Genomic DNA, 16,428 nt, shown 5'->3' on the forward strand with positions numbered 1-16,428 from the left:
CCGGGGGACGGGTGAGACCACGAGGCGCACACCGTCTGTCAGTCTGACATATCGACCTGGCAATGCTCTGGATGAGAGGACGTCCTGGTCAGAGGCTGTCGAGGAGGGTGGCCACACCATCCTCGACGACAGCGCCGGTGACAGTGCGCGCCGCCTCCTTCACCTCGGCGGGCGCCTGCCCCATCGCCGCGCTCCACCCCTCGGCGCCCGCCCACCGCAACAGCTCCAGGTCGTTGCGGCCGTCGCCGACCGCCACGACGTTCGCGAGCGGGATGTCCAGCGCACGGCGCACGCGCTCCATCGCTGTCGCTTTGTTCACGCCGTCCGGCGAGATGTCGAGCCACGCGGTCCAGCCGATCGCGTAGCTGACGCGGTGCAGGCCCATCTGTTCGCACAGATCGCGAGGAACTCTTCCTCGTCGTGGTGCGGCGACACGACGACGACGCGGGTCGCGGGATGCCGGGTCAGCTCCTCGAAGGAGACCTGCTCAGCGTTCACCAGCTCCCAGTCGATCATTCCCTCGGTGTAGCGGCGGTAGCCGGTCGGGTCCTCGACCATGAAGCTGCCCGAGGGCAGGTGCGGCCGGATGGTGCGCAGCACCGGGGACGGATCGAATGTCTCGATGAACTCACGCCGATAACCCTCTTCGAGGGTTTCATCTGCTCTCATTGTCAGAGCGGCGTTCGCGCACACGACGAACTCGCTGGTCAGCCCGAACTCCTCATGGATGGGCCGCGCGGTCTCCCAGCTGCGGCCCGTGGCGAGCATGACCTCGTTTCCAGCGTCGCGGACGCGGGCGACAGCCTCCCGCACGGCCCGCCCGACGGTCCCGTCCTCGTGGATGAGCGTCCCGTCCACGTCGAGCGCGATCAGGAGGCGGTCGCTCCCGGCTGTGCGCGTCATTTTCCGATCGGCTCCAGGGTCTCGAGCCCGCCCAAGTAGGGCCGCAGCGCCTCCGGCACGAGCACCGAGCCGTCTTCCCGCTGGTGGGTCTCGAGGACGGCGACGATCCAGCGCGTGGTGGCGAGCGTCCCGTTGAGGGTCGCGACCGGCGCGGTCTTGCCGCTCCCGGTCCGATAGCGGGTCTCGAGCCGCCTGGCCTGGAACGTGGTGCAGTTGGAGGTCGAGGTGAGCTCGCGGTAGCGGCCCTGGGTCGGTATCCACGCCTCCACGTCGTACTTGCGCGCCGCGCTGGAGCCCAGGTCTCCGGCGGCGGTGTCGATGACGCGATAGCTGAGGCCGAGGGCCTGCATCATCTCCTCCTGCCAGGCGAGCAGCCGGGCGTGCTCCGCCTCGGCGCGCTCCGGAAGCGTGTAGACGAACATCTCCAGCTTGGTGAACTGGTGGACGCGGATGATGCCGCGGGTGTCCTTGCCCGCCGAGCCCGCCTCCCGCCGGTAGCAGGTCGACCAGCCGGCGTAGCGCAGCGGCTCCGTCACATCGAGGATCTCGTCGGCGTGGTACCCGGCGAGCGCGACCTCGCTGGTGCCGGTCAGGTACAGGTCGTCGTTCTCGAGGTGGTACACCTCGTCGGAGTGCTCGCCCAGGAAGCCCGTGCCCTGCATGACCTCCGGCTTGACCAGCGTCGGGGTGATCAACGGCACGAACCCGTTGGCGAGCGCCTTGTCGAGCGCCAGGTTCATGAGCGCGATCTCGAGCCGCGCGCCGACGCCACGCAGGAACGAGAAGCGCGCGCCGGAGACCTTCGCCCCGCGCGCCATATCGATCGCGCCGAGCAGCTCGCCGAGGGCCAGGTGGTCACGCGGCTCGAAGCCGAACGCCGGAATGCCGCCGACCTCCTTGAGCACCGCGTAGTCGTCCTCTCCACCGCTCGGGACGCCCGCAACGATCGGGTTGCCGATCTTCCTCAGCACGCCCTCGAAACGCGCCTCGGCGGCGGCGGCGACCTGCTGGGCCTCCTTGACGCGGCCCGCGAGCTGCTGGGCCTGCGCGACCAGCTCCTTCTTCTCCTGTTTGGGCGCCTGCGCGACCCGCTTGCCGAAAGCGTTCTGCTCGGCGCGGAGCTCGTCGAAAGCCGTAATCGCGGTACGGCGTTCGATGTCCGCCTGCAGGGCTTCGTCCACCAGCTGCACGGAGCCGCCGCGCGCCTCCTGCGAACGACGGATGACATCGGGATGCTCGCGGAGCAGGACTGGATCGATCACGGAGCCCAGCCTATCGCCGTCGGGTACCGTGATCTCATGGCGGATGCTGCGGGGGTGGAGGGCAGAACCGTCGCCGTGGTCTACAACCCGGTGCGCATCGACGTGCCCCGCGTCCGCGCGGCGGTCGAGTCTGCCGCCGAGCGCGCGGGCGATGTCGAGCTGCTGTGGCTGCCGACCACAGCCGAGGAAGGCGGCCAGACTCAGACCCGGCATGCGCTGGAGCGCGGCGCCCAGCTCGTGCTCGCCGCCGGCGGGGACGGCACGGTCCGCGCGGTGGCGGAGGCCATGCGGGAGGGGGACGCCACCCTCGGGATTCTCCCCTCGGGCACGGGAAACCTCCTGGCGCGCACCATCGGCATCCCGTTCGCGAACGTCGAGGAGGCCTGCACGATCGCCTTCGAGGGCGCGACCCGGCGCATCGACATCGGTGTCGCCACGGCCGAGCGGGAGAACGGCCAGCGCGACGAGTACGCCTTCCTGGTGATGGCCGGTGTCGGCATCGACGCGCAGATGATCGCGAACACACGACCGGAGCTGAAGCGCCGGCTGGGCTGGCTCGCGTATGTGGACGCCGGGTTCCGCGCGCTGCCCAAGGCGCAGAAGCTGCGCCTGCGGTTCCGCCTCGACGACGCCCCCGAGCGCTCGGCCGAGGTGAGCACCATCCTGGTCGCGAACTGCGGCACACTGCCCGGCAACATGGAGCTGATCCCGGACGGCTCGGTGGACGACGGGATGCTGGATGTCGCGCTCCTGCAGCCCGCCTCTGTCTTCGGCTGGCTGGCGATCTGGCGCAAAGTCACCTGGGAGAACCGCGTGCTCCGGCACAGCGCGCTCGGCCGCCGCATCATCCGGTTCACCGACCGCGCGGTGCGCACCCGGCTCAGCTATCTGCGTGGCGCTTCCGCTCAGCTGCGCACCGAGCGGCCGGAGCCGTTCGAACTCGACGGCGACGCCTTCGGCGAGGTCGTGTCGCTGGACCTGCGGGTGGACGAGGGCGGGCTGCGGGTGCGGGTGCGGGTGCGGGGCTAGCGGCCGGCGTCGTCGACGAGGGAGGCCAGCCACTCCCGCGCCTCCGTGAACACACTGTTCCGGTAGCGCTGGTCGAAGTCGACGCCCACGCCGTCAGCGCGCGGGTAGGAGCCGAGGAAGAGGACACCCGGACTGAATCGGCGCAGACCGAGCAGGGCGTCGGCCACGCGCTCGTCGCGGATGTGGCCATCGGCGTCGATGACGAAGCGGTACCGTCCGAGGGCGTCGCCGATCGGGCGGGACTCGATCAGGCTCAGGTTGATGCCGCGGGTGGAGAACTGTTCGAGAAGCTCGAGCAGTGCGCCGGGACGGTCGTCCGGCAGCTCGGCGATGAGACTCGTCTTGTCGGCGCCGGTCGGCGCCGGGACGGAGTGCGAGGTGCTGACGAGCACGAACCGGGTGACAGCGTTCGGGTCGTCGCCGATGCTCTCGGCGAGTACGGCGACGTCGTGGTGGTCCACGATCCCCGGCGGGGCGATCGCGGCGTCGGCGCTGCCGCCGGCTCCGCCCCCGAAGAGAGAGGTCGCGGCCGCGACGTTGCTGGCGGCGGGCAGATGCCCGTGCTCGGGCAGGTTCGCGTCGAGCCACCGGTGGCACTGGGCATAGGCGACGGGATGCGCGTTGATCGTCCGCACATCGCCGAGCGTCGTTCCGGGCCGGGCGACGAGGACGAAATCCACCGGGACGAGGTATTCGCCGACGATCCGCAGACCCGGGACCGTGGCCAGCGCATCCTGCGCCACCGACACACCCCCTTCGATAGAGTTCTCGATCGCGATCATGGCCGCGACGCTGCGCCCGGCGACCACATCCGCCAGCGCCTCCCCCACATTGGCGACGGCCCGCCAGCGCTTCCCGCGGGCCTCCGGAACCTGTGCGAGCGCGGCTTCGGTGAAAGTGCCCGACGGTCCGAGAAAGCTGTAGACCTCGTCGACGGAGGCGAGAAGCTCGGCAGAGGGTTCGGGGGCGGCACTCGACATGGCGCTCAGCTTACCGAGAGCGGCTCCTGCCCCTCCCGGCGGCCCGCGCGCCGTGGAAGCATAGAGGACATGGACCCCCGAGCAGGCACCCCCGCACAGCCCTCCGACCTGATCGACATCGACGCCCTGCGGCGCGCCTACTACAAGCGGAAGCCCGATGCGGGCATCCCCGGACAGCGGGTGGTGTTCGGCACCTCCGGCCACCGCGGGTCCTCCCTCGACACGTCTTTCAACGAAGATCACATCGCGGCGACCACCCAGGCGATCGTGGAGTACCGCGCCGCGCAGGGCATCACCGGGCCGCTCTTCATCGGCGCGGACACACACCTGCTGAGCGAGTTCGCGACCGCGACCGCGCTGGCCGTGCTCGTCGGCAACGAGGTGCGCGTGCTGGTGGACGAATTCGGAGACTGGGTGCCGACCCCGGCCCTCTCGCACGCGATCATCGCGTACAACCGCGCGGGCCATCCCAACCGGGCGGACGGCATCGTCGTCACACCCAGCCACAACCCGCCCACCGACGGCGGCTTCAAGTACAACCCGCCCCACGGCGGCCCCGCGGACACCGACGCGACCAGCTGGATCGCGAAGCGCGCCAACGAGATCATCGCGAACGGGATGCGGGAGGTGCGGATGGCGGAGCCCAGCGGCGTCGAGACCTACGATTTCCGCGGGAAGTACGTCGACGACCTCGAGAGCGTCATCGACATCGCGGCCATCCGCGACAGCGGCATCCGAATCGGCGCCGACCCGCTGGGCGGGGCGAGCGTCACCTACTGGAAGGCCATCGCGGAGACCTACGGCCTGAACCTCGAGGTCGTGAACCCGGCGGTCGATCCTGCCTGGGGCTTCATGACGCTGGACTGGGACGGCAAGATCCGGATGGACCCGTCCAGCCCCTCCGCGATGGCCTCGGTGGTCGCGCGCAGCGGGGACTTCGACACCCTGACCGGGAACGACGCCGACGCCGACCGGCACGGCATCGTCACACCCGACGACGGCCTGATGAATCCCAACCACTACCTCGCGGTGGCGATCGACTACCTGTTCCGCACTCGCACCGGGTGGCGGAAGGACGCCGCGGTCGGCAAGACCCTCGTCTCCTCCTCGATCATCGACCGTGTGGCCGAATCACTCGGCCGCCGCCTCTGGGAGGTGCCGGTCGGCTTCAAGTGGTTCGTTCCGGGCCTCATCGACGGAACGGTCGGCTTCGGCGGAGAGGAGAGCGCGGGCGCGAGCTTCCTGCGCTTCGACGGCAGCGCGTGGACGACGGACAAGGACGGCATTCTGCTCTCCCTGCTCGCCAGCGAGATCCGCGCGGTGACAGGCAAGTCGCCCTCGCAGCTCTACCGCGAGCTGACCGAGCGCTTCGGCGACCCCGTCTATCAGCGGGTGGACGCACCGGCCAGCCCGGAGCAGAAGGCGGCGCTGTCGAAGCTCGACGGCGACGCCATCGCCGCGACCGAACTGGCCGGAAAGCCGATCGCCGCCAAGCTCAGCCGCGCCCCCGGCAACGACGCCCCGCTCGGCGGCGTGAAGGTCGAGACGGCGACAGCCTGGTTCGCGGCCCGCCCGAGCGGCACCGAGAACGTGTACAAGATCTACGCGGAGTCATTCGCGGGCGAAGGGAACCTGCGCGAGGTGCAGGAGCAGGCCAAGCGGATCGTCGGGGAGGCGCTGGGCGGGTAGGCCCGGCGGCTCGTGCCCGGCCCCGCCTAGTACTCCGTCCCGCCCGGCAGGCCGAAGAACTCCTCGAGTGTCGTGACACCGGTCGCGTGCAAGTGCGTCGCGAGGGGAATGCCGATGTACCGGTAGTGCCACGGCTCGAACATGAACCCCGTCACGGCCACCTTGTCCGCGGGGTAGCGGAGCAGGAAGCCGAAGCGCCAGGCGTTCGCAGCCAGCCACTCGCCCTGGGGCGTCTGGGCGAAACACGCGGACAGGGAGCACTGGGCGGGCACCGCGCTGATGTCCACGGCGAAGCCGATCTGGTGCTCGCTGTGGCCGGGCCGGGCCGGGCCGTACCGGCGTCCGCGGAGGCCACACCGCTGCGGGCGGCTTCGTAACCATAGACCCGCACCTGGGAATCGTACGAACGGTAGGCGCTCTGCACGGAGAAGTCGAGACCGGCCTCCGCCTTGCCTGCCTGGAACAGTGCGACCAGGGCCGTGGCAGCCTCCGCCCGGAGGGGCTGCCGGTTGACGAAGGTCACATCCGGGTACACGAGATCCGGCGGCTCGTAGGCGATCGGGTTCAGCGGACGCGACTTGTTGACGACGACCCAGCTGCTGACAGGGTCGTCGGTGGACTGCGCGGTCTTGTCGAAACCGACGGCGGCCGGGGTGGGAGAGGCGGACGGCAGCGGGCGCGGGGATGCGGCGTCCGGACCGGAGGGGCGGCGCTCGCCGTTCGCACCCTTTCCGCCGCGCGACACAGCTCCGCTGCCGGCGCACCCGGACACGGCCATGACGAGCGCGACGGCACCGCCGAGCAGCGCGCGTCTGCGAACATCCCCCGTCTTCACAGAACGAGCTTAGCCGCTGCCACCTTGTGGGACGTCACCCTGCCAGGCTCCAGAAGTGGCCGGAGCCGCCCGGGTGGTCGACGGTGATGGTCTGGTCGAGGTCGCGGTAGTCGCTGTCCTCGTTGTGACCGACCATCAGGATCTTGATCTGGCCGTGTACACGCTGCACACCGGAGACGATCTGGACGTGATCGAGCGAGTAGTCGCCGCTCCAGTCGAACATGACGATGTCACCGAGCTTGATCTTGTCGCGCTGATCGAACGAGTACTCCGTCAGGCCGAGCTGCGCGGCGTTCTCTCGGAGATAGTCGTCCATGGCCGGGACGTATCCCCAGGAAGAGCTCCAGTCGTCTCCGGCGTCTTTGTTGTACCACTCGGAGTTCATCGTCCAGCCGCGGGCGATGAGAGTCTGGCTGACGAAATTGGCGCAGTCTCCGCCGACCGGGTTGAGGTCGCCGTACTCGGCGGTGTTGTAATCCTTCCAGTACGTCATCGCGTAGGAAAGCTGCTTATCCACGGGCGTCTGCACCCGGTAGTCGTACGTCTTCGCACCGGTCGAGATCGCTTTGCCGGTCTTGTCCGTGATCGCGATCGGCACAGCGCCGGGGGCGAACCCCTGCGCGGCCGGCACGGTCGCCACGATCTTGTCCGCGGAGTCCTTCGTGACGGTGGCCCGCTGACCGCCGATCTCGATATGAGCCACCTTCCCCAGGTTGACGCCGGTGATCGTCACCGTGCCGCCGGAGACGCTGCCGGCCACCGGCTCGATCGCCGAGACCGTGACAGAGGCGGCGCTGTGGGTCACAGCTGCTTTGGCGACGGCCTTCGCCAGAGAAGACGGCTCGCCCGCGCAACCGGTGAAGGCGAGCGCGGCCATCATCGCGACGGCGGAGACGAGGAGGATTCGTGTGCGGTGGAGAGAACTCATGCGACCTTAGGAGAGTTTCGGAGGTTCGAGGCGGCGCGAACAACGCTACTCCGACGAGCTTTGCGCACCACCGGCACAGCGGGGGAACAGCGCCGCCCATCGCGGACGTTGCCCGAGAATAAAGGCATTATTAGCCACGTTCGCTCTTGGCGAACAGGGCTGCGTGAGGGCGGCTCGCGTTGCCGAAATAGTCGCACTGGGTGTAACTTTGCAGCCTGCGCAAAAATATTTGCTCTCCACGCCGCCGTGACGGCCGCATCGCCGGACGTCGCGATTCACGACTCTCGACTCGGGGACCCATGTCAAGCCAAGCACCAACGGCCAGCGCCGCTCCCAAGCCGATCATGACCCAACGGCAGATCCTCTTCGTGATCTTCGGGCTCATGGCCGGCATGTTCTTCTCCGCCCTCGACCAGACCGTCGTCGACACCGCCATCCGCACCATCGGCGACGACCTGCACGGCCTCAGGCAGCAGGCCTGGGTGACCACGGCATACCTCATCGTCTCCACGATCGCGACCCCGATCTACGGCAAGCTGTCCGACATCTTCGGCCGTCGCCCGCTGTTCATCTTCGCCATCGTCGTCTTCATCCTCGGGTCGTTCGCGGCCTCTTTCTCGAACTCGATGATCGAGCTGGCCGCATTCCGCGCGATCCAGGGCCTCGGCGCCGGCGGCCTGATGTCGATGCCGCTCGCGATCATGGGTGATATGCTCGCCCCCCGCGAACGCGCCAAATACCAGGGCGACTTCCTCGCCGTCTTCGGCATCTCCTCGCTGATCGGCCCCTGGTCGGCGGCCTCTTCGCCGGCGCCGACCAGATCCCCTAGATCGCCGGCTGGCGCTGGGTGTTCCTCATCAATGTGCCCATCGGCGTCCTCGCACTGTTCATGGTGCTCCGCTTCCTGCACCTGCCGAAGAACGCGCCCGCATCGGTGCGCATCGACTGGTGGGGCGCCGCAGCGGTCATCGTCGCGCTGGTCCCGCTGCTGCTGGTGGCCGAAGAGGGCCGCGACTGGGGCTGGGACAGCGCTGGTGCGATCGCCTGCTACGTGATCGGCGCCGTCGGCATCCTCGCCTTCATCCTCATCGAGATGAGGATGAAGGACGACGCGCTCATCCCGCTGACGCTGTTCCGCTCCTCCACCTTCTCGATGGCGACCATCATAGGCGTGTTCGTCGGCTTCGGGATGTTCGGGGCGATGCTGACCATCCCGCTCTACCTGCAGCTCGTGCTCGGCGCGAACCCGACCGAGTCCGGCTTGCAGATGCTGCCGATGATCCTCGGCCTCATGATCTCCTCGATCGCCTCCGGCCAGATCATCAGCCGCACCGGCCACTACCGGCAGTTCCCGATCATCGGAACGGCGATGCTCGCGAGCGGCTTCCTGTACCTGACGTTCCTCAAGAGTACGACAGCTCGTACTGGTTCATGGCGGGCGCGATGCTCCTCATCGGCCTCGGACTCGGCCAGCTGATGCAGACGCTCACGATCACCAGCCAGAACTCGGTCGGCCCGAAGGACATCAGCGTGGCGACCAGCGCCTCCACGTTCTTCCGCCAGATCGGCGGAACGCTGGGGACCGCGGTTCTGCTCTCCCTGCTGTTCACGGTTTTCCCGACGAACCTGCAAAACTCGCTCGCCGCCACGTCCACCCTGTCCAACGCCCTCGACGCCGCCCTCGACCCCTCGGTGGCGAACGCCCCGGCGAACAAGGGGATCATGGACAAGATCTACAACAGGATCGTGGAACCGCTTGAGGAGAACGCCCAGGCCGGGGCGCGCGCAGCGGGCGTGAAGCAGCTCGTCGCGCAGGGCGTCCCGCTGGACATCGCCGAGCAGAGAGTCCCGGCCGCGCCGATCGACTTCTCGAACGCCGAGGCGCGCAAAATCGTTGTCGAGAGCGCTGTGCCCGAGGTCCAGACACAACTCAAGAAGTCCGCTCCGAGCAGCTCGAACACCTCGGAGATCGACGACACTTCCTTCCTCACCAATGCCGACCCACGGCTCTCGAAGCCGTTCCTCCAAGGCTTCAACGCCTCGGCGGTCACGGTCTACTGGGTCGGGCTCATCGTCGTGCTGATCGCCTTCGCTCTGTCGCTGTTCTTCCGGACCCCGCCGTTGCGGGCCAAATCGGCGCTGCAGGAAGCCGCGGACGCCAAAGCCGAGAAGGACGCGACCGAACGCGAACAGGAGGAGCACGCGGATGCCGGCGTCCTCGCGAACCGCGCCGCGGAGACGTTCGGCGCGCTGGTCGAGCCCGGCGCCGACACCGCTTCGGTGCGCGCTCAGCGCCCGCAGACGGCAGGCGAGTAGCCCACCCGGGAACTCACGACGGCCGCCTTCCCCCGGGACGGCGGCCGTCGCCGTCCGCGAGCCGCCGCAGAGCGAACGGTGCCGCGACGCCGTGAAGCAGGATGCTGCCCACCACCGTGAGCACCGTCACGCCCAGAACATCCCCGCTGTCGTTCTCCGGCAGCTGGTTGAAGGCGAGGAGGCCGAACACGATCGACGTGGTGCCCCGCGGCCCGAGCAGCCCGAGAAAAGCGCGCTCGCGCCAGCCGAGCGGTGAGCCGAGCATCGCGAGGAAGACCGGCAGAGCCCGGAATATCGTGAGCGCCAGCAGTGCGATGACCAGCAGCCGCCAGTCGATCCCGTCCACGATCACGGCGGTTGTCATCCCGCCCAGGATGAACCAGACGAAGTTGGCCGCGACCGTGCTCGCCTCTTCCACCAGCAGCAGTTCCTCGTGCGGCACCGAGCGCAGCCCGGTCTTCCGCGTCCGGGCCACGCGGAAGACCACACCGGCCACGAACGCCACGACGAACCCGTTGGCGCCGATGTCGTGCAGCGTCGCCACACCGAACGCCAGCAACGGCGCGAGCAGCGTGACGAACCGGATACCGGTGGCGTCCGCCCAGCCGCGGCGGGACGCCCAGCGGGTGAGGAACCCGAGCGCTCCGCCGAGGACCAGCCCGACGACGATCGCCAGAACCGTGGCGGGGACTGCTCCCAAGAACGCCTGCAGGAAGTCCGCGATGTTCTTCTCGAGGTGTTTCCCGTCCATCCCGGCCTCGTTCCCCGTGTCGACGATGCGGATGAGGGCGGGCAGAGCGACGGCGACGGCCAGCGACATGCCGAAAACCGGCGAGATCAGGCCGTCGTTGTAGCCGCCCTCGACGTTGAGGATGCGGCGCACGCGGGCCGGGATGAGCTGCGAGCGCAGGAGAGCCGTCGCCGGAGCGAAGTCGATGGGCATCACGATGCAGGCGATGACGACGAGCACGAAGATCCCGGTCGTGGGCAACAGCCACACCCCGACGGCAACCACCAGTGCGAGCGAGAGCGGCAGCGCGATGAGCACCAGCCGCACGAGAGAGCGGCCCTCGCCGCCGAAGAGACCGCCACGCACCTCGCAGGCGTCCACGAAGAGCAGGACCGCCAGGATCAGCTCCACGACACGCTCGGCTATGTCGCTGTCGATGGCCGCCGTGAACGCGGGCACATCGACGAGGACGACGATCGCCCCCAGCGCGGCGAGCGCGGCCGGGCCGGCGATGCCGGTGCGCTCGAAGCGGCGCGCAACGAGAGACCAGAGAACGACAGCGGCGAAACCGACGAGGATGATGACGGGCACCCGGACCTCCGTTTCGGTGAGCGCCCCGCCCGGCCTGGAGGACTGCGGCCCCAGTCTGTCATCGAGCGGACTCCGCAGTCGCGCTCATCGCCCGTGATCTCGGGATCGCCCCGGCTCTCTGCCCCGCCAGCGGATCAGGCCAGCGCGCGATAGAGCCGGTTCCCGATGACGGCGATGAGGAGTCCCGTGGTCACGATCGCAGCGACGCCACCGGCGTAGGCGATGAACAGGTGCTCCGAGCCCGCCTGCGCCGAGAAGTAAGTCGCGGCCAGCGCAATGACCGCGGCGACCGCGCAGACCACGGCGATCCAGAACGGCGGCCACAGCTTCGAGCGTACGGGCGGGTCGGCCGGAGGAAGCCGCAGCGCCGCGAGGACGACCCCGGCGGCGCACCCCCAGAAGGCGATCACCAGCATCGCGGCCACCACATCGCTCGGCCGATGCCACTGCTCGACCAGTGTCGAAGCACCGGCGACGATCGTGAAGACCGAACCGATCACAGCCGCGAGAGGCCGGTAAGCCGGGGCGGTGACGAGGAACACCACCAGCGCGGCCGAGCCGGCGACGGAGGTGTGGCCGGAGGGCAGGGAGTTGGAGAGGCCGATGTCCACGCCCTTCTCCGGACGGGACAGGATGGCGTACTTCAGCACCTGCGTACACACGTTGGCCGCCAGCGCCGCGCCGACGGCCACGGCGAACACCGTGCCGTTGCGCCGGACGAGCACGATGGCAAGCGCGATCACGACCCCGATGACGACGGCCGCGACCGGCAGGACCTCGAGGAAGGTGGAGGCGAATTCGATCAGATCGCCCTTCCAGACATCCGCCCCGGTGAAGGCGCTCTCATCGATCACCTGGCCGATGTAGCTGCGGACGAACAGGAGATAGACGCCGGCGAACAGGACCGCGCATCCGAGTGCGCCCACGAAGAAAGGCAGGGCGCGAAGCGTAGGTCGCATAGTCACCCACCCTCCCACACGCGGACCGCGAATCGCCAGGACACCGGCCGCGGTCAGCCCACGAACCGTACCGGGCGCACTGCGGCGGCGAATCGCTCACGCATCACCGCGACAGCGTCCGGACTGCTGTCGACCAGCAGGAAGCGCCGGCCCAGCCCGGCGGCGACCGCGCCCGTCGTTCCGCTGCCGGCGAAGAAGTCGAGAACCCAGTCGCCCTCGCGGCTGGAGGCCTGCACGATGCGGCGCAGGATGCCCTCCGGCTTCTGCGTCGGGTACCCAGTCTTCTCCCGCCCGGTCGGCGACACGATCGTATGCCACCAGACATCGGTCGGCAGCTTGCCGAGCTCAGCCTTCTCGGGCGTGACCAGCCCGGGCGCCATATACGGCTCCCGGTCGACCGCGGTGGAGTCGAAGAAGTAGCCGCGCGGGCTCTTCACGTAGACGAGGATGGTGTCGTGCTTGGCGGGCCAGCGGTTCTTGGCCTTCGCCCCGTAGTCGTAGGCCCAGACGATCTCGTTCAGGAAGCATTCGCGGCCGAACAGCGCGTCCAGGAGCACCTTCGCGTAGTGGGCCTCACGGTAGTCGAGGTGGAGGTACAGCGTGCCGTCGTCGGCGAGGACCCGCCACGCTTCGATCAGACGCGGCTCCAGAAACTGCCAGTAGTCGTCGAAGCGGTCGTCATAGCTGAGCAGATCGCCCTTGATCCGCTCATAGCTGCGGCCTTTGAACCCGATCACACTGCCGCTCTCGGAGCGCACGGACGTGGTCCGCTGCCGCGCCTGCGGCCTTCCGGTGTTGAATGGCGGGTCGAGGTAGATGAGCCGGAAGGCGCCGTCCGGCAGAGCAGTCACGACGCTCACGTTGTCGGCGCGCACGACGGTGTCCGGTGCATCGGGATGCCAGAGCGGCGCAGTGTCCGCTGAGTCCGCGGCTGTCCTGACAAAGGGGTCAGCGGTCCTGAACTCGGATTCAGCGGGGGCGGATTCGAGCATGAGCCCATTCTTCCTCACCCAGGGAGAGCACGACAGCAATAAGTCCTTCCCACCACCCGTCGCAAACGGAGGAGATCTCAGCCGGTGACCGGCAGACAACAGGGAACGGAGGAGAAAGCGAGCGCTGGCGGCCGAATCTCCTCCCTTTGCGACAGGACAGGCTGGGACGACGGGGCGGACAGACCCCCGGACCAGACTCCCTAACCGCGGGTGCGCCGCGGGGGGAGGGGCGCGCGCCCCGAGTCGCCGGGCGCGCGGCCCTCGGCACGCTGGCCGCGGCCGGCCGCACCGAGGTCGATGCTGATCTTGCCGCCCTCCCAGATGCCGGTGCCGCCATCACCGGCAAGCGGCGCCGGAGCGGGCAGCAGCGAGTGCCGGTCCAACTCCTGCTGGGCCTCGTGCCGGGCCGGTGCGAAGATCTCGTCGAACGAGCCGCCAACAGCACCACCGATGGTCCCCGAACCGCGGCGGGACTTGTCCGACAGGTCGATCAAACCCAGCTTCACGGCCACGACGATCGCAACCACGATCGCTCCGACCGCGATCAGGACCCAGAAATCCACTCATCAAGGGTAGCGGAGAGTCCCGGCCGGTCTCGGCAGGTTCACAGCGGATTCACGAATTGCGGCGACCCCGGCAGGACGAGCGGGCGACCGGTGCGGATGCGGCCCGGCATCCGCCGAGTGCGGCACACCCCGCTCAGCAGGACCGGGTGAGCACCGTGCCTGCCGATCGGGAGGCGCGGTCGCATAGCCGCCACGACGGGAATCACCGCATCAAGGCACTCGATAGAGCCATTCGTCCGTGTCGAACTTCTCCCGCACGAGCCGTTCGGCCGCAGCGTATTCCGCTTCGGTGATATCCCCGTCCTTCGCGCCGGAGAAGACCCGGAAAGTCAGCTTCAGCTGCTCGATGATCTCCGCACGGCTCAGGCCGGTCTGACTCCGCAGCGGGTCGACACGTTTCGCTGCGCTCGCGATGCCCTTGTCGCTGATCTTCTCCCGGCCGATCCGGAGCACCTCGGTCATCTTCCGGCCGTCGATGTCGTAGCTCATCGTGACGTGGTGCAGCACAGCGCCAGAGCCCAGCCGCTTCTGGGCCGCACCGCCGATCTTGCCTTTCGGACTGGCGATGTCGTTGAGCGGGACATAGCTGGCGTCGATTCCGAGCGACCTCAGCGCGACGATCGCCCACTCGTCCAGGAACGCATAGCTGTCCGCGAAGCTCATCCCCTGCACGAGGTCTGCGGGCGCGTAGATCGAGTAGGTGATGACCGAACCGGCCTCCATGAACATCGCACCGCCGCCGGTGATGCGCCGGACGACCTGGATGCCGTACTTCTCCGCGTTCTGCGGGTCCACCTCGTTCCTCACCGACTGGAAGCTGCCGATGACGACCGCCGGCTCCTCCCACTCCCAGATCCGCAGCGTCGGTCCGCGGCGGCCCTCCCCGACCTCCGCGGTCAGCACTTCGTCCAGAGCGAGGTGCGTCCGCGGCGACAGCGGCTCGGGATGCACGATCTCCCAGTCGTAGTCGCGCCAGTTCGTCGCGCGGGCGAGCGCACGGCGGATCGCGACAGCGACCGCCTCCGGCGAGAAGCCCAGCAGCAGAGCGCCCTCCGGCAGCGCCTCCTTCACGGCGGCAGCGATCGTCTTCGCATCGGCCTCGGCCGACAGGCCGTTCACGGCGCCGTCGATCGCCTCCAGCGCCAAGTCCGGCTCGAGGAAGAAATCGCCAGCCAGTCGGAACCCGCTGATCGTGCCATCCACGACCTCCAGGTCGACGACGACGAGTTTGCCCCCTGGAACCTTGTACTCACCATGCATGGCCCCAGCTTAGAACCGTGCGGAGAGGACTAGACCCGGGCCGGGAAGCGGGCGTCCAGCCACGCAGTCAGGTCGGCGAACACCTCTTCGCGGTTCGTCTCGTTGTAGATCTCGTGGCGCGCGCCCGGGTAGACGATCGTCGTCACGTCGGACAGACCGGAGCGGTGGCGGTAGGCGGACTCCAGCTTGCGCACCGATGCGGCGCCGCCCAGCGGATCGTCGTCGCCCACCTGCAGGAGGAGCGGCAGGTCATGCGCGAAGCTCCGCGCTGCGGACGCCCGAGCAGCCGGGCGGCATCCGCCAGCCCGAACAGCTTCTGCAACGGAACCCCTGTCGTCAACAGGTCCGCGGCGAACGCCTCGGCCACCGCCGGGTCCCGGCTGAGCCACTCGGCGCCGGTGGCGCCGAGATGCGTGTGCCGCTTGTTGAGATCGCCCGAGTTCATCGACCCGAGGACGCGGTAGGCCGTGCCGGAGAGCACGGCCGCGTCGTACTTGTCGCTGTGGCCGTTGAGCACCATCTGCCCCATGAGCGAGCCCCAGCTGTGGCCGATGAGGACGAGCGGCAGGCCCGGGCTCTCAGCGCGGATGCGGCCGCCGAAATCGCGCAGATCGCGAACGGCCGCCCGCACCCCGCCGGGGCCGAGGCGGCCGAGGCGGGCAGTGTCCCCGTTCCACTGCGCCATCCCCGTGCGGCCGTGGCCGCGGTGGTCGTCCGCGTAGACGGTGTACCCGTGCGCCGCGAGCCGCCCGGCCAGCGCGGCGTACCGGCCAGCGTGCTCCCCCACGCCGTGCGCCAGCTGGATGACGGCGCGCGTCTCCTGGGCGGGATAGACATCGTAGAAGATCCGCAGGCCGTCGTCGGCCCTGTAGTCGTGCTCCATCGGCCCATTCTGCCGCAGCGGCCCACGAAGAGATTTATTTAGAAAAACTAATTTGCTAGGCTAAATATCTATGAGAGCCCGTCTCTCCACCCACGATCTCAGCAGCACGCTGCGTGTGGCCGTCGCGCGCCTCTCCCGCCGCCTCCGCGCCGAAAAGGAGGACGACAAGCTGAACGACACCCAGACCTCCACCCTCGCTTTCCTCGTGCGCGAAGGCTCGGGCACGATCGGCCGGCTGAGCGAGCACGAGCACGTCAAGCCCCCCTCCATGAACCGCACCGTCAACCATCTGGAGCACGCCGGCTACATCGAGCGCACCGCGCACGCGGACGACGGCCGCAAAGTGGTCGTCGTCCCGACGCCATCCGGACGCCGGCTCGTGGAGGAGACCCGCCGCCGCCGCGACGCCTGGCTGCACCAGCGGCTGAACGCCCTCAGCACCGACCAGCGCGCGACCCTGGCCGAGGCCGCCGCGATCCTGCGAGAGCTCGCCGACTCGTGAGCG

15 protein-coding genes and 2 pseudogenes are annotated in these 16,428 nt (G+C 68.8%); 4 read left to right on the plus strand and 13 right to left on the minus strand.

From position 1 onward, the window contains the following. Positions 1-88: 88 nt before the first annotated feature. From O159_RS16625 to serS, 3 genes are read right to left on the minus strand one after another with little or no spacing between them, the layout of a single operon-like run. Positions 89-319 (minus strand): HAD family hydrolase, encoded by a 231-nt coding sequence (locus O159_RS16625; RefSeq protein WP_330216824.1) that lies wholly within the window; start codon positions 317-319, stop codon positions 89-91. Continuing rightward, the gene (locus O159_RS11545) at positions 316-903 is read right to left on the minus strand and encodes an HAD family hydrolase (protein WP_330216825.1); all 588 of its coding nucleotides are present in this window, start codon (positions 901-903) and stop codon (positions 316-318) included. The genes O159_RS16625 and O159_RS11545 overlap by 4 nt, the downstream gene beginning before the upstream one ends. Next, on the minus strand, positions 900-2,165 hold the full coding sequence (gene serS / locus O159_RS11550) for a serine--tRNA ligase (protein WP_021755966.1): 1,266 nt from the start codon (positions 2,163-2,165) through the stop codon (positions 900-902). Before serS ends, O159_RS11545 begins: the two co-directional genes overlap by 4 nt. On the opposite strand from serS, the gene O159_RS11555 reads away from it, so the two are divergent. Continuing rightward, complete coding sequence (locus O159_RS11555) at positions 2,136-3,194, plus strand: diacylglycerol/lipid kinase family protein (protein ID WP_021755967.1); 1,059 nt, start codon at positions 2,136-2,138, stop codon at positions 3,192-3,194. The two genes, serS and O159_RS11555, sit on opposite strands and share 30 nt — an antisense overlap. On the opposite strand, the gene pheA is transcribed toward O159_RS11555, so the two are convergent. Next, positions 3,191-4,174: a prephenate dehydratase gene (gene pheA, locus O159_RS11560; RefSeq protein WP_021755968.1), complete on the minus strand. Its 984-nt coding sequence runs from the start codon at positions 4,172-4,174 to the stop codon at positions 3,191-3,193. The genes O159_RS11555 and pheA overlap by 4 nt on opposite strands. Before the next feature lie 69 nt (positions 4,175-4,243). On the opposite strand from pheA, the gene pgm reads away from it, so the two are divergent. Further along, the gene (pgm, locus tag O159_RS11565) at positions 4,244-5,863 is read left to right on the plus strand and encodes a phosphoglucomutase (alpha-D-glucose-1,6-bisphosphate-dependent) (protein WP_021755970.1); all 1,620 of its coding nucleotides are present in this window, start codon (positions 4,244-4,246) and stop codon (positions 5,861-5,863) included. 26 nt (positions 5,864-5,889) lie between these two features. Here pgm and O159_RS15970 read toward each other — a convergent pair whose 3' ends face one another. From O159_RS15970 to O159_RS11575, 3 genes and pseudogenes are all read right to left on the minus strand, one after another. Beyond that, complete coding sequence (locus O159_RS15970) at positions 5,890-6,150, minus strand: M15 family metallopeptidase (RefSeq protein WP_236609485.1); 261 nt, start codon at positions 6,148-6,150, stop codon at positions 5,890-5,892. An 89-nt stretch (positions 6,151-6,239) separates the two neighbouring features. Next, positions 6,240-6,641: pseudogene (locus O159_RS15975) on the minus strand (M15 family metallopeptidase); the annotation flags it as partial. A gap of 91 nt (positions 6,642-6,732) precedes the next feature. Beyond that, on the minus strand, positions 6,733-7,626 hold the full coding sequence (locus O159_RS11575; RefSeq protein ID WP_021755972.1) for an amidase domain-containing protein: 894 nt from the start codon (positions 7,624-7,626) through the stop codon (positions 6,733-6,735). 299 nt (positions 7,627-7,925) lie between these two features. Here O159_RS11575 and O159_RS16330 point away from each other — a divergent pair. Next, a pseudogene (locus tag O159_RS16330) lies at positions 7,926-9,942 on the plus strand (MDR family MFS transporter). A gap of 13 nt (positions 9,943-9,955) precedes the next feature. Here O159_RS16330 and O159_RS11585 read toward each other — a convergent pair. From O159_RS11585 to O159_RS11610, 6 genes are all read right to left on the minus strand, one after another. Then, entirely contained in the window at positions 9,956-11,263 is a 1,308-nt protein-coding gene (locus O159_RS11585; RefSeq protein ID WP_021755976.1) for a cation:proton antiporter domain-containing protein, read from the minus strand. A gap of 134 nt (positions 11,264-11,397) precedes the next feature. After that, on the minus strand, positions 11,398-12,222 hold the full coding sequence (locus O159_RS11590) for a phosphatase PAP2 family protein (RefSeq protein ID WP_043993758.1): 825 nt from the start codon (positions 12,220-12,222) through the stop codon (positions 11,398-11,400). 53 nt (positions 12,223-12,275) lie between these two features. Next, entirely contained in the window at positions 12,276-13,214 is a 939-nt protein-coding gene (locus O159_RS11595; RefSeq protein WP_021755978.1) for a DNA-methyltransferase, read from the minus strand. A gap of 200 nt (positions 13,215-13,414) precedes the next feature. Further along, positions 13,415-13,777, minus strand: a complete 363-nt coding sequence (locus O159_RS11600; RefSeq protein WP_021755979.1) for a hypothetical protein — start codon at positions 13,775-13,777, stop codon at positions 13,415-13,417. A gap of 213 nt (positions 13,778-13,990) precedes the next feature. Continuing rightward, on the minus strand, positions 13,991-15,040 hold the full coding sequence (locus O159_RS11605) for a lipoate--protein ligase family protein (protein ID WP_021755980.1): 1,050 nt from the start codon (positions 15,038-15,040) through the stop codon (positions 13,991-13,993). A 142-nt stretch (positions 15,041-15,182) separates the two neighbouring features. Next, entirely contained in the window at positions 15,183-15,923 is a 741-nt protein-coding gene (locus tag O159_RS11610; protein WP_021755981.1) for an alpha/beta fold hydrolase, read from the minus strand. Between the two features lie 70 nt (positions 15,924-15,993). On the opposite strand from O159_RS11610, the gene O159_RS11615 reads away from it, so the two are divergent. Further along, the gene (locus tag O159_RS11615; RefSeq protein WP_021755982.1) at positions 15,994-16,425 is read left to right on the plus strand and encodes a MarR family winged helix-turn-helix transcriptional regulator; all 432 of its coding nucleotides are present in this window, start codon (positions 15,994-15,996) and stop codon (positions 16,423-16,425) included. Positions 16,426-16,428 lie beyond the last annotated feature (3 nt).

Source organism: Leifsonia xyli subsp. cynodontis DSM 46306, assembly GCF_000470775.1.
GTDB lineage: Bacteria > Actinomycetota > Actinomycetes > Actinomycetales > Microbacteriaceae > Leifsonia > Leifsonia cynodontis.

Bases quoted from the DNA above. Each gene is read 5' to 3' on its own strand.
- O159_RS11545 (WP_330216825.1), bottom strand. From the start codon at position 903: ATGACGCGCACAGCCGGGAGCGACCGCCTCCTGATCGCGCTCGACGTG.
- O159_RS11555 (WP_021755967.1), top strand. From the start codon at position 2,136: ATGCTCGCGGAGCAGGACTGGATCGATCACGGAGCCCAGCCTATCGCC.
- pheA (WP_021755968.1), bottom strand. From the start codon at position 4,174: ATGTCGAGTGCCGCCCCCGAACCCTCTGCCGAGCTTCTCGCCTCCGTC.
- pgm (WP_021755970.1), top strand. From the start codon at position 4,244: ATGGACCCCCGAGCAGGCACCCCCGCACAGCCCTCCGACCTGATCGAC.
- O159_RS11575 (WP_021755972.1), bottom strand. From the start codon at position 7,626: ATGAGTTCTCTCCACCGCACACGAATCCTCCTCGTCTCCGCCGTCGCG.
- O159_RS11590 (WP_043993758.1), bottom strand. From the start codon at position 12,222: ATGCGACCTACGCTTCGCGCCCTGCCTTTCTTCGTGGGCGCACTCGGA.
- O159_RS11595 (WP_021755978.1), bottom strand. From the start codon at position 13,214: ATGCTCGAATCCGCCCCCGCTGAATCCGAGTTCAGGACCGCTGACCCC.
- O159_RS11605 (WP_021755980.1), bottom strand. From the start codon at position 15,040: ATGCATGGTGAGTACAAGGTTCCAGGGGGCAAACTCGTCGTCGTCGAC.
- O159_RS11610 (WP_021755981.1), bottom strand. From the start codon at position 15,923: ATGGAGCACGACTACAGGGCCGACGACGGCCTGCGGATCTTCTACGAT.
- O159_RS11615 (WP_021755982.1), top strand. From the start codon at position 15,994: ATGAGAGCCCGTCTCTCCACCCACGATCTCAGCAGCACGCTGCGTGTG.